We start from the raw sequence: 11,377 nt of genomic DNA, 5'->3' as shown, positions 1-11,377 counted from the left end.
GGTCACTGCGAAAGTGCCTGACCATTTACGGACGGATCACCTTGCAAGGGCCGGCGTCGCAGTTCCCCGAGCCCCTGGTGGCCGAGCCTGGAGCGCAATGACCGAGCCCCTGGCGGCTGAACGTGTGCCGGGAGGTAACTGTTCGGCGGGGCGGTCGTTGGACCGGCCATGCGTAAGATCACGGCGCTTGCCGTCCTCACCGTGGCCGGGCTGGCCCTTGCTGTGCCGGCTGCTCAGGCGGACAACAACATGGGCGGGAAGCTCAGTACGGATCATCCGGTGGGTGCGGCGGGCACCTGCGTCGAGCAGATCGGCTCGATCCCGTTGCTGGGGAAGCAGGCGTCCGCCGCGACGCCGGTGTGCGGGGCGTATGCGGTGGTTCCCCGGGGTTAGTCGAAGAGGGCGTTCAGTTCGCCGTACTCCAGACCGCCCGTCAGGGCCTGGTAGCTGCCGGAGCCGTAGACCTCCTCGGCCGCGCGGCGGACCGCCGCGTACGCGACCTTGGCGAGGCCGGGGCCGAGGCTGATCCGGGCGACGCCGAGCCGGGCGAGTTCGGCGACGGTGGGTGCGCCGGGGCCGCCGCCGACGTTCAGCCGGACGCCCGGCAGTGCGGCCAGCAGTTCGGCGATCACGGCCGGGTCGGCCAGGGCCGGGACGAAGATGCCGTCGGCGCCCGCCGCCAGGTAGGCCCGGGCCCGCTCCACCGTCTCCTCGACGCCGCCGGCGCCGAAGATGAAGACGTCCGTGCGGGCGTTCAGGTAGAGCCGGACGCCCGCCGCGTCGGCGGCCTTCCGGGCCGCCGCGACCCGCTCGGCCGCCTCGGCGACCGGGCGCAGCCCGGCCGCCCCGCTGTCCTCCAGGTTCATGCCGACCGCGCCGAGCCCGAGCAGCTCGGTGACGGTCCGGCCGACCCCGGCGGCGTCCTCGGCCAGGCCGTCCTCCAGGTCGGCCGTCACCGGGACGTCCACCGACCTGACCACCAGCTCGGTCTGGGCCAGCGCCCCGGCCAGGTCGAGGCCGCCGCCGTCCCGGACGCCCCTGGTCCAGGAGACGCTGGCGCTGGCGGTGGCCACGGCGGGGGCGCCGGTGGCTTCCACCAGCCGGGCGGTCGCCGCGTCCCAGACGTTGGCCAGCACCAGCGGGGTGCCGGGGACGTGCAGTGCGTGCAGAAGGTCGGCCTTGGCCTGCTGAGTCGTCGTCATGACCCCTACCCTGTCAGTCCGGCCCGGAGCCGGCCCGGCGATTTTCGGACCTGAACGGATCAGTTCTGCTTGGGGGCCGGGCTGAGGCGGCAGGTGACGCCGATCCGGTTCCAGGAGTTGATCGAGATGATCACCGCGAGCAGCTGGGCGAGCTCGTTCGGCGAGAACTGCTTGGCCGCCTCCTCGTAGACGTCGTCCGGGACGTGACCCTCGCTCAGCCGGGTGACCGACTCGGTCAGCGCCAGGGCCGCGCGCTCCTTCGCCGTGAAGTACGGCGTCTCCCGCCAGGCCGGCAGCGCGTACAGCCGGTGCTCCTGCTCGCCGGCCTTCCGGGCGTCCGCGGTGTGCATGTCCAGGCAGTAGGCACAGCCGTTGATGGACGAGGCCAGCGTCCGCACCAGTTCCCCGATCACCGGGTCCACCAGCGGGCGGGAGGCGGCGTCCAGGGCGATCATCGCCCGGTACCACTCGGGGGAGAGCTCGGGCATCGAGAAGCGCTGCTCGGGGGCGGCCACGTAGTCCTTCGGTTCGTCCGTCATGATCCTCAGCCTAGGTGCGCGGCGGCCCGCCCATATGGTTCATTGGGGCGATGGAATCCTGGGCCACTTTCGGTGGCGACCTGCATCTGGACCTCTCCGCCGGACGCGCCCGGGGGCTCGGGCTGCGGGCCGCGCTGGAGGACGCACTGCGGGCCGCGGCCCGGGACGGGCGGCTCGCGGCGGGGACCAGGCTGCCGTCCTCGCGGGTGCTGGCGGCGGATCTGGGGATCGCCCGGAACACCGTGGCGGAGGCGTACGCGCTGCTGACCGCGGAGGGCTGGCTGACCGCGCGTCAGGGGTCGGGGACGGTGGTGGCGGAGCGCGGGACGGCCTCGGTGGCCACGGCGCCGCGGACGCCGCAGCGGACGCCGGCCGTACGGTTCGACCTGATGCCGGGTCGGCCGGATCTGGCCCTCTTCCCCCGGACCGCCTGGCTGGCCGCCGCCCGTCGGGCGCTCTCGGTGGCACCGCACGAGGCGCTCGGGTACTCGGACCCGCGCGGGCGGATCGAACTGCGCCGGGCGCTCGCCGACTACCTCGCGCGGGTGCGCGGGGTGCGTACCGACCCGGAACGGATCCTGGTCTGCGCCGGGTACACCCAGGGGCTCGCGCTGCTCTGCGCCGCACTGCGCGAGCGCGGGGTGGGCGCGGTCGCGGTGGAGGAGTACGGGCTGCCGCCGCAGCAGGCCGTGATCACCGCCGCCGGACTGGCCACCGTGCCGCTGCCGCTGGACGGCGGCGGTGCCAGGACCGAGCTGCTCGGCGGGCTGGACGCCGGGGCGGTGGTGCTGACCTCCGCGCACCAGTTCCCGACCGGGGTGCCGCTGCGGGCCAACCGCCGTGCGGCGGCGGTGAGCTGGGCCCGGGAGACCGGCGGGATCGTGATCGAGGACGACTACGACGGCGAGTTCAGGTACGACCGGCAGCCGATCGGCGCGATGCAGGCGCTGGACCCGGAGCGGGTGGTCTACGCGGGCACCGCCAGCAAGAGCCTGGCCCCCGGGCTGCGGCTCGGCTGGCTCGTGCTGCCCGCCGCACTGGTCGAACCGGTGATGCGGCAGAAGGAGTTGGCCGACGGGCAGTCCGGGGTGATGGACCAGCTGACGCTGGCCGAGCTGATCACCTCGGGCGGCTTCGACCGGCACGTCCGGCGCTGCCGCCTGCACTACCGGCGCCGCCGGGACCAGCTGATCACCGCCCTGGCCGAACGGGCGCCCGAGGTCCGGGTGACCGGGATCGCGGCCGGGCTGCACGCGGTCCTGGAGTTGCCCGCCGGTTCGCTCAGCGACGCCGAACTACTGCGCCACGCAGGCTGGTTGGGCCTCGCACTGAACACCATGTCGGGCTGCCGGGCGGACGCCGCAGGACCCGCCCCCGACGCCCCGTCCGCCCTGGTGATCGGCTACGGCACCCCGCCCGAACGGGCCTGGCCCGGGGCGCTGGAGGCGCTCTGCACGCTGGCCACCCTCTGACCCGGCGTCAGCCGGGTCAGGCCCGCCCGCCGATCTCGAAGAGCAGCGCCATGAACCCCAGGAAGACGTGGGTGGCGACCATGTAGATCAGGACCCGCTTGAGCACCCGGCGGTCCGTGCGGCGGCCGGCGTCGTTGGTGGTGGTGAGCTTGGCCATGACGGGTGTCCCTTCTCAGTGCGGGTTGCCGAGGCAGAGGTTGCTGCCGGGGCTCTGGAGCAGGGTGTGCAGGAACAGCAGCTCGACGCCGTCGGGCGACTCGGCCGCGATGCAGTGCGGGGTGAGCGAGTCGAAGTGGGCCGAGTCGCCCGGGTCCAGCAGGTGGGTCTGCTCCCCGAGGGTGAGCCGCAGGCGGCCCCGGGTGACGTACAGCCACTCCTCCCCCGGGTGCACCCGCACCACGGCGTCCTGCAGGCCGGGCGGCACCTGGACGTGCAGCGCCTGGAGCGCGCGCCCCGGCGCGCCCGCCCGGCGGTAGCCCCAGCCGCCCGCGCGGTCCGGCTCGATCGCGCCGCCCCGGATCACCGGCTCCGGCTCGCCCGGCTGCTCGCCGAGCAGGTCGGAGACGGTGGTGCCGTAGGCCCGGGCCAGGCCGAGCAGGACCGGCAGCGAGGGCTGCCGCAGACCGGTCTCCAGGCGGGAGAGATAGGCTGGGGAGAGCCCGACCCGACCGGCCGCCGCCTCCAGGGTGAGCCGGCTGGCCGAGCGGTGTTCACGGAGTCGGGCGCCGAGGCCCTCGACCTCCTGGTCCACGTTCATGGGCCCAGTTCACACCCGCCGTGCCTCAGCGGCAAGCAGTTTGCCTCTGGGGCAAAAGCTACGGCCGGGGGATGTTCCGCAGGTTGCTCCGGGCCAGGTCGATCATCCGGCCCACCCCGCCGGAGAGCACCGTCCGCCCGGCCGCCAGCGCGAAGCCCTTCAGCTGGGCGGCGGTGATGTGCGGCGGGATGGAGAGCGCGTTCGGGTCGGTGACCACGTCCACCAGCACCGGCCCCGGCCGCTCCAGCGCACCGGCCAGCACCTCCCGCACCCTCGCCGGGTCGGTGACCCGCTCGGCCGGCAGCCCGACCGCCCGGGCCAGCGCCGCGTAGTCCACGTCGCCGTTGTCGATCTCGGCCTCGGGATAGCCGCTGACCAGCATCTCCAGCTTGATCATGCCGAGCGCCCCGTTGTTGAACACCACGATCTTGACCGGCAGCCGGTACTTGGCCACGGTCAGCAGCTCGCCCAGCAGCATGCCGATCCCGCCGTCCCCCGACATCGAGATCACCTGCCGCCCCGGGACGGCCAGTTGGGCCCCGATCGCGTGCGGCAGCGCGTTCGCCATCGACCCGTGCAGGAACGAACCGATCACCCGCCGCCGCCCGTTCGGCGTCAGGTAGCGGGCTGCCCAGACGTTGTTCATCCCGGTGTCCACGGTGAACACCGCGTCCTCGGCCGCGAGTTCGTCCAGCACCGAGGCGACGTACTCCGGGTGGATCGGGACGTGCTTCTCGATCTTCTTGGTGTAGGCCCCGACCACCTCCTCGAGTGCCTTGCAGTGCTTGGTCAGCAGTCCGTCCAGGAAGGACCGGTCGGTCTTCTGCTCCAGCAGCGGCAGCACCGCCCGCAGGGTGGCCGCGACGTCGCCGTGCACCGCCAGCTCCAGCGGCGTCCGGCGGCCCAGCCGGGTCGCGTCGTGGTCGACCTGGACGGTGTTGGCACCCGGCAGGAACGAGTCGTACGGGAAGTCGGTGCCCAGCAGCACCACCAGGTCGGCCTCGTGCAGTGCCTCGTGGCAGGCGCCGTAGCCGAGCAGGCCGCTCATCCCGACGTCGTACGGGTTGTCGTACTGGATCCACTCCTTGCCGCGCAGCGAGTGCCCGATCGGGGCCAGCACCCGCCCGGCCAGCTCCATCACCTCGCCGTGCGCCGCGCGCACCCCCGCACCGCAGAACAGCGCGACCCGCTCGGCCGCGTTCAGCCGTTCGGCCAGCGCCTGCACCTGGGACCACGGCGGGGCGGCCACCGCCTGCTCGGTCAGGAAGCTGCCGGTCCCGGTCGGGTTCGCGGCGGGCAGCGCGGCCACGTCGCCGGGGAAGACCAGGGTCGAGACGCCCCGGGCGCCGAGCGCGTGCTGCACCGCGACCCGGAGCAGGCGCGGCAGCTGGGCGGGGCTGGAGACCATCTCGCACCAACTGCTGCAGTCCACGAACACCCGCTCCGGGTGGGTCTCCTGGAAGAAGCCGGTGCCGATCTGGGCACTCGGGATGTGCGAGGCCAGCGCGAGCACCGGGAGGCCGCTGCGCTGGGCGTCGTACAGTCCCTGGACCAGGTGGGTGTTGCCGGGGCCGCAGGAGCCCGCACAGACCGCAAGACGGCCCGTCAGTTCGGCGTCGGCGGCCGCCGCGAAGGCGCCCGCCTCCTCGTTCCTGACGTGCACCCACTCGATCCCGTCCGTCCGCCGGATGGCGTCCACCACGGGGTTGAGGCTGTCCCCCACCACCCCGTAGACCCGCTCCACCCCGGCCTGCCGGAGTACCTCGACCATCTGCTCGGCCACGCTGACCACGGTTCCACCTCTCACTCTTGGCATTCGGACGACACGGGCTCAACTGCTGGCAGACGCTGCGGCGTCTAGGGCTCTGCTGACGTGCGGCTCCGCCGACCTTTCGGCACGAGGTGCACCACCAGGGGCTCGGGGAACTGCGACGCCGGCCCTTGCAAGGTGATCGTCGCGTAGCTGGTCAGGCACTTTCGCAGTGACCCGCACGCCAGACCTCCTCGCAGTTCCCCGAGCCCCTGGACCGTAGACCTGGAGCGCCTGCCCAGAGCGCAGCCCCGAGCCCTGGACCGTAGATGCTCGGGCGCCTGCCCAGGGCGCAGCTCCGAGCCCGTGGGCCGTAGACCCGGAGCGCCTGCCCGGAGCTCGACCCCAGGCCGGGGTCGGCCTATTCGGCGGCCAGGTGCGGCGGTTCCGCTCCGCTGCCGACGGAGGGGCCCGGCTGTTGCTGGCGGCGGGCCGGCTCGCGGCCGGGCGGCTGGAGGCAGCGCTCGGGCGTCTCCGGGACCGCCATCGGGCGGGAGGCCGGGCGGCCGGGTTCGACCCGGAGTGGTTCGCCCTCGTGCAGGACGGTGATCGAGGTGCCCCGGCGGAGGGTGTAGGTGGTCCGGGCGTGGGTGATCTCCACGTGCAGCAGGTTGCCCCGGGTCTTCATCGCGAAGGCGAGCCGCCGCAGCCCGGCGGGCAGCCGGGGCCGGAACGACAGGTGCTCGGTGTTGTCCCGCAGGCCGCCGAAGCCCGCCACCAGGGCCAGGCAGGCCCCGGCCAGCGAGGCCATGTGCAGGCCGTCCCTGGTGTTGCCGCCGAGGTCGTGCAGGTCCATCAGGGCGGCTTCGGCGGTGTAGTCGTAGGCCAGGTCGAGCTGGCCCACCTCGGCCGCGATCACCGCCTGGGTGCAGGCGGAGAGCGAGGAGTCCCGGACCGTCAGGCGCTCGTAGTAGGCGAAGTTGCGGGCCTTCTGCTCGTCGGTGAAGGCGTCGCCGCGCACCTGCATGGCCAGCACCAGGTCGGCCTGCTTGACCACCTGCTTCCGGTACAGGTCGAAGTAGGGGTAGTGCAGCAGCAGCGGGTACTTCTCCGGCGGGGTGGCCTCGAAGTCCCAGAACTGGTGGTCGGTGAAGCCGTCGGCCTGCGGGTGCACCCCGAGCTTCTCGTCGTACGGGACGTACATCGCCCGGGCGGCGTCCCGCCAGGCCGCGGTCTCCTCGGTGTCGACGCCGAGCGCGGCGGCGGCCACCTGGTGCCGGGCGGCGGCCTCGGCGGCGGCCCGCAGGTTGGTCTGCGCCATCAGGTTGGTGAAGACGTTGTTGTCGGCCACCGCGCTGTACTCGTCCGGCCCGGTGACGCCCTCGATCCGGAACCGGCCGGCCGCGTCGTGGTGGCCGAGCGAGCGCCACATCCGGGCGGTCTCCACCAGCAGTTCGAGACCGTACTCCCGCTCGAACTCCGCGTCGCCGGTGGCCCGGACGTACCGGGCCGCCGCCACCGCGATGTCGGCGCCGATGTGGAACGCGGCCGTCCCGGCCGGCCAGTAGCCCGAGCACTCCTCGCCCCGGATCGTCCGCCAGGGGAACACCGCACCGGCCAGGCCGAGTTGGGCCGCCCGTTCGCGGGCCAGCGGGAGGGTGGTGTGCCGCCAGCGGAGGGCCTGCTTGACCGCGTCCGGCAGGCAGTAGGTGAGCACCGGGAGCACGAAGGTCTCGGTGTCCCAGAAGCTGTGGCCGTCGTAGCCGGGGCCGGTCAACCCCTTGGCGGGGATCGCCCGTTCCTCGCTCCGGGCGCCGGCCTGGAGCACGTGGAAGAGCGCGAACCTGACCGCCTGCTGGAGCTCCACGTCGCCGTCGATCTGGACGTCGCTGGTCTCCCAGAACTCCTTGAGGAACTCCCGCTGTTCGGCCACCAGGCCGTTCCAGCCGGTGTACCGGGCGGCGGTCAGCGCGGCCTCCACCTGGTCCCGGACGGCGGGCAGCGAGCGGGTGGCCGACCAGCCGTACGCGGTGAACTTGGTGAGCCGCAGCTCCTCGCCGGGGTGCAGCACCGTGGTGACGCTGATCCGGCCCTGGTCCTCGGCGCACTCGGCGGTGACGTGGAAGCCGTCCGGGCCCTCGATCAGGTGGTCCATCCCGACCGCCACCCGCTGGCCGCTGTACCTGGTCCGGTGCACCAGCACCGCCTTGGTGCCGGCAGCCAGCCCGGCCTCGGCCACCAGCGGGGCCTCCAGCACGGCGGCGGCCCGGGGGTCCGCCTCGCCCCCGCCCGGCAGCTGCTCGTTGGCCACCAGTTCGGACTGCAGCACCACCCGGATCGGGCCGTCCACGGCGGTGACCCGGTAGTCCACCGCCGCGATCGCCCGCTGGGTGAGCGAGACCAGCCGGGTGGAGGACACCTTGACCGTCCGGCCGGCCGGCGAGGTCCACTCCGCGTCCCGCCGGAGCAGGCCCTCCCGGAAGTCCAACTTCCGCTGGTGGTGCAGGAGTTCGCCGTACCTGAGATCGAAGGGCTCGTCGTCCACCAGCAGTCGGATGATCTTGCCGTTGGTGACGTTGATGACGCTCTGGCCGGACTCCGGGTAGCCGTAGCCGCCCTCCGCGTAGGGCAGCGGGCGGAGCTCGAAGACGCCGTTCAGGTAGGTGCCGGGCAGGCCGTGCGGCTCGCCCTCGTCCAGGTTGGCGCGCAGGCCGATGTGACCGTTCGAGAGCGCGAAGACCGACTCGGCCCTGGCCAGGCCGGTCAGGTCGAGGCCGTGCTCGGTGATGCCCCAGGGGTCGACGCTGAAGGTGGGCTGCGGGCTCATCGGGTCTCCTCCGGCCGGCCGTCGATCAGTTCGGCGAGATCGTCCACCACCAGGTCGGCACCGTGCTCCCGGAGCGCCTCGGCCTGCCCGGTCCGGTTCACCCCGACCACCGTGCCGAAGCCGCCGGCCCGGCCGGAGGCGACGCCCGCCAGGGCGTCCTCGAACACGGCGGCGTGCGCGGGCTCGACGCCGAGCGCCCGGGCGGCGGCCAGGTAGGTGTCCGGGGCGGGCTTACCGGGCAGCTTCTCCCGGCTCGCCACCAGCCCGTCGATCACCACGTCGAACAGGTCGTCGATCCCGGCCGCACGCAGCACGTCCCGGCAGTTGGCGCTGGAGGAGACCACCGCACGAGGCAGGCCGAGCTCCCGCAGCCGGTGCAGATAGGCCACCGAACCGGGGTACGGCTGGACGCCCTGCTCCCGGATCATCCGCAGCACGGTGTCGTTCTTGGCGTTGCTCAGCCCCTGCACCGTCCTGGTCCCCGGCGGGTCGTCAGGGGTGCCCTCGGGCAGCGTGATGCCCCGCGCGGCCAGGAAGGTCCGGGTGCCGTCCAGCCGTGGCCTGCCGTCCACGTACTCGTCGTAGTCGGCCGGCTCGAACGGGGCGAACCCGGAGCCGGTCTCCGCTCTGAGGAAGGTGTCGAACATGTCCTTCCAGGCGGCCGCGTGCACCTTGGCGGTCTGCGTCAGTACGCCGTCGAGGTCGAACAGGAACGCTTCGATATGGTCCGGGAGCCCCAGCATGACTATCAGTCTGGTCCTCCGGAGCGCCGAAACCGCCCATTCGCAGCGTGTCTGGCGCGTCGCGAACGGGCGGTCCCGGTACAGCCGCTGCCCTCACATCGGGACGGGCGTGATCAACGAGAAGACCGCACCGTCCAGGTCCTGGACCAGGGCGACCCGGCCCCAGGGCTGATCGGTCGGCGGGTCCAGCAGGTTCCCGCCCGCCCGGACCAGCGCGTCCACCGTGCTGTCCACGTCGTCCACGGCGAAGTAGGTGCGCCAGTGCGGCGGCGTGCCGGGCGGGTCGTTCGCCAGGTCGAGCACCCCGGCGACACCCCGGCCGGCCACGTTGTACGAGAGGTACTCGGGCATCTGCTCCATCGGGGCGATCCTGGCCCCGAACACGGCGTCGTAGAACGCGCCGACCTCGCCGGGGGCGCTGGTGTGCAGCTCGTTCCAGACCACCGCGCCGGCCTCGTTCACCAGCTGGGCGCCGAAGAAGTCCAGCGGTTGCCAGACCCCGAACACCGCGCCGCTCGGGTCGGCCGCCACCAGCATCTTCCCGGTGCTGCCGACGGTCATCACGGGCAGCAGTACGGTGCCCCCGTTGTCGCCGATCGCGGTCAGCGTGGCGTCCGCGTCGTCGGTGCTCAGGTAGGTGGTCCAGTTGGACGGCACCTGCGGCTGCCCCGGCTCCACGTCCACCGGGCCCATGATCCCGGCCACCGGCTTGTCGTTCTTCGCGCAGATCGCGTACCCGCCGAACTCCTGCGGTCCGATCTCGCCCTGCCAGCCGAACAGGTCCTTGTAGAAGTCCAGTGCGGCCTGCTGGTCGCGCGCGTTCAGATCCACCCAGCACGGCGTGCCCACCGCATAGGGTTCGGTCACCTCGACCATGCGTCATCTCCCATCGAACCGGCCCCCGCCGCCCACCCTCACCGGCCGGGCGGCATCCCGCCACCGGAGCGGCGCCCGGGCCGGTCCCGGCTCAGCCGGGCTCGGGTGCGGTGATCCGGACCTCGTGGCGGGCGGCCTTCGGGGCCAGGAAACGGCTCAGCAGCTCGCCCTCGGTCACCAGACCGTCCCGCTCCCCCGGGGTGAGCCGCCGGAACGGGCGGACCGTCAGCACCGCCTCGCCCTTGGGCGCCGCGTGGCGCCAGGTGGCGGCGACGAAGCCGTCCAGCAGGACCGAGCGCGGCATCTCGTTGACGCCGGCGAAGCCCTGGTCGGCGAAGTCGACGGTGAGCACCCGGCTGCGGTCGGCGTGCGAGAGCAGCAGGTTGTCGAAGTCGTACAGGTAGCGCACCGGGGCCGGGGTGTCGGCGGGCGGGCGGGGCGCGTCGGGCAGGTCGAACAGCTCCCGGCCCTGCTCGTCCCGGAACACCACCAGCTGCGGGCGGAGCCGGTCCAGCACCTCGGTCAGCCGGGTCAGGCCGCTCCACTGCTGGATGTCCCGCACCGTGCACGGGCCGAAGCCGGCCAGCTGCCGGAGCACCAACTGCTCGACGTCGGGCGCCGGTTCGAGCGCCCGGCCGGGCCACTGCTCGACCGGGAGGTGCGCCACCGGGCCGCTGCGGCCCCACAGCCCCCGGGGCGGCACCTGCACCAGCGGCACCACGGCCCGGACCGTCTGGGCCATCGCCGCCCCGTCGTACGCCGGGAAGTGCTCGGTCAGCAGCTTGCCCAACTCGGCGTAGGTCAGCGCCCGTTCGGCGAACGCGGCGCGGCCGACGGCGGCCAGCTCGGCCAGGTCCAGGCCCACCAGCTTCCGGCCGAACGCGCCACGGGTGCCCCGCTCGATCACCGGCTCCACCAGCGGGCGCAGCCAGAGCGCGTCCTCCACGGTGACCAGGTGGATGGTGCCGCGCATCAGCGCGATCCGCAGCAGCCCGCCCTCGGCCAGCAGCCCGGAGGTCTCCTCGGGGGTGTACCCCGCCAGGCTGGTCCACAGCCCGACGTACCAGGTCTGCGGGGTCTGCGCCTGCAGTCCGAGCAGCCGCTCCAGCGCCTGGGGCACCGTCAGTTCCGAGCGCTCCAGCAGCAGCTGGCGGGCCAGCGTGGCCCGGTTGAGTTCCCTGCTGTCCAGCGTGACGGTCATCGCTCCCCCT

General features: G+C 73.3%; 11 protein-coding genes. 2 read left to right on the top strand and 9 right to left on the bottom strand.

Annotated features, from left to right (window positions below):
* The first annotated feature begins 168 nt into the window (after positions 1-168).
* Entirely contained in the window at positions 169-393 is a 225-nt protein-coding gene (locus ACIRPK_RS32335; RefSeq protein ID WP_403045253.1) for a hypothetical protein, read from the top strand.
* Here ACIRPK_RS32335 and ACIRPK_RS32330 read toward each other — a convergent pair.
* Together ACIRPK_RS32330 and ACIRPK_RS32325 are read right to left on the bottom strand one after the other, a co-directional pair.
* A complete protein-coding gene (locus ACIRPK_RS32330) occupies positions 390-1,202 on the bottom strand; it encodes an isocitrate lyase/phosphoenolpyruvate mutase family protein (RefSeq protein ID WP_403045251.1) in 813 nt (270 codons plus the stop codon). The two genes, ACIRPK_RS32335 and ACIRPK_RS32330, sit on opposite strands and share 4 nt — an antisense overlap.
* A gap of 59 nt (positions 1,203-1,261) precedes the next feature.
* Positions 1,262-1,741 (bottom strand): carboxymuconolactone decarboxylase family protein, encoded by a 480-nt coding sequence (locus tag ACIRPK_RS32325; RefSeq protein WP_403045249.1) that lies wholly within the window; start codon positions 1,739-1,741, stop codon positions 1,262-1,264.
* Positions 1,742-1,791: 50 nt separating this feature from the next.
* Here ACIRPK_RS32325 and ACIRPK_RS32320 point away from each other — a divergent pair, with 50 nt between their 5' ends.
* Positions 1,792-3,213, top strand: coding sequence for a PLP-dependent aminotransferase family protein (locus ACIRPK_RS32320; protein ID WP_403045247.1), 1,422 nt, complete (start codon positions 1,792-1,794; stop codon positions 3,211-3,213).
* Between the two features lie 16 nt (positions 3,214-3,229).
* Here the strand turns inward: ACIRPK_RS32320 and ACIRPK_RS32315 are convergent, their stop codons facing one another.
* The 7 genes from ACIRPK_RS32315 to ACIRPK_RS32285 form a co-directional block, all read right to left on the bottom strand.
* On the bottom strand, positions 3,230-3,370 hold the full coding sequence (locus ACIRPK_RS32315) for a DUF6126 family protein (RefSeq protein WP_403045245.1): 141 nt from the start codon (positions 3,368-3,370) through the stop codon (positions 3,230-3,232).
* Between the two features lie 15 nt (positions 3,371-3,385).
* Entirely contained in the window at positions 3,386-3,970 is a 585-nt protein-coding gene (locus ACIRPK_RS32310; RefSeq protein WP_403045242.1) for a helix-turn-helix domain-containing protein, read from the bottom strand.
* Positions 3,971-4,028: 58 nt separating this feature from the next.
* Entirely contained in the window at positions 4,029-5,786 is a 1,758-nt protein-coding gene (locus ACIRPK_RS32305) for a pyruvate dehydrogenase (protein WP_403045239.1), read from the bottom strand.
* 355 nt (positions 5,787-6,141) lie between these two features.
* Complete coding sequence (locus ACIRPK_RS32300) at positions 6,142-8,547, bottom strand: glycoside hydrolase family 65 protein (RefSeq protein WP_403045237.1); 2,406 nt, start codon at positions 8,545-8,547, stop codon at positions 6,142-6,144.
* Entirely contained in the window at positions 8,544-9,290 is a 747-nt protein-coding gene (locus tag ACIRPK_RS32295; protein WP_403045235.1) for an HAD family hydrolase, read from the bottom strand. Before ACIRPK_RS32295 ends, ACIRPK_RS32300 begins: the two co-directional genes overlap by 4 nt.
* Positions 9,291-9,383: 93 nt before the next feature.
* Positions 9,384-10,166, bottom strand: a complete 783-nt coding sequence (locus ACIRPK_RS32290) for a VOC family protein (protein ID WP_403045233.1) — start codon at positions 10,164-10,166, stop codon at positions 9,384-9,386.
* Between the two features lie 91 nt (positions 10,167-10,257).
* Positions 10,258-11,367, bottom strand: coding sequence for a winged helix DNA-binding domain-containing protein (locus ACIRPK_RS32285; protein WP_403045230.1), 1,110 nt, complete (start codon positions 11,365-11,367; stop codon positions 10,258-10,260).
* Between the last annotated feature and the right edge of the window lie 10 nt (positions 11,368-11,377).

It is taken from the genome of Kitasatospora sp. NPDC101801, from assembly GCF_044766665.1.
GTDB lineage: Bacteria > Actinomycetota > Actinomycetes > Streptomycetales > Streptomycetaceae > Kitasatospora.
This window is presented reverse-complemented; position numbering and strand designations above follow the sequence as displayed.

Coding starts and splice junctions, on each gene's coding strand:
- ACIRPK_RS32335 (WP_403045253.1), top strand. CDS start 169: ATGCGTAAGATCACGGCGCTTGCCGTCCTCACCGTGGCCGGGCTGGCC.
- ACIRPK_RS32310 (WP_403045242.1), bottom strand. CDS start 3,970: ATGAACGTGGACCAGGAGGTCGAGGGCCTCGGCGCCCGACTCCGTGAA.
- ACIRPK_RS32320 (WP_403045247.1), top strand. CDS start 1,792: ATGGAATCCTGGGCCACTTTCGGTGGCGACCTGCATCTGGACCTCTCC.
- ACIRPK_RS32330 (WP_403045251.1), bottom strand. CDS start 1,202: ATGACGACGACTCAGCAGGCCAAGGCCGACCTTCTGCACGCACTGCAC.
- ACIRPK_RS32295 (WP_403045235.1), bottom strand. CDS start 9,290: ATGCTGGGGCTCCCGGACCATATCGAAGCGTTCCTGTTCGACCTCGAC.
- ACIRPK_RS32290 (WP_403045233.1), bottom strand. CDS start 10,166: ATGGTCGAGGTGACCGAACCCTATGCGGTGGGCACGCCGTGCTGGGTG.
- ACIRPK_RS32305 (WP_403045239.1), bottom strand. CDS start 5,786: ATGCCAAGAGTGAGAGGTGGAACCGTGGTCAGCGTGGCCGAGCAGATG.
- ACIRPK_RS32285 (WP_403045230.1), bottom strand. CDS start 11,367: ATGACCGTCACGCTGGACAGCAGGGAACTCAACCGGGCCACGCTGGCC.
- ACIRPK_RS32315 (WP_403045245.1), bottom strand. CDS start 3,370: ATGGCCAAGCTCACCACCACCAACGACGCCGGCCGCCGCACGGACCGC.
- ACIRPK_RS32325 (WP_403045249.1), bottom strand. CDS start 1,741: ATGACGGACGAACCGAAGGACTACGTGGCCGCCCCCGAGCAGCGCTTC.
- ACIRPK_RS32300 (WP_403045237.1), bottom strand. CDS start 8,547: ATGAGCCCGCAGCCCACCTTCAGCGTCGACCCCTGGGGCATCACCGAG.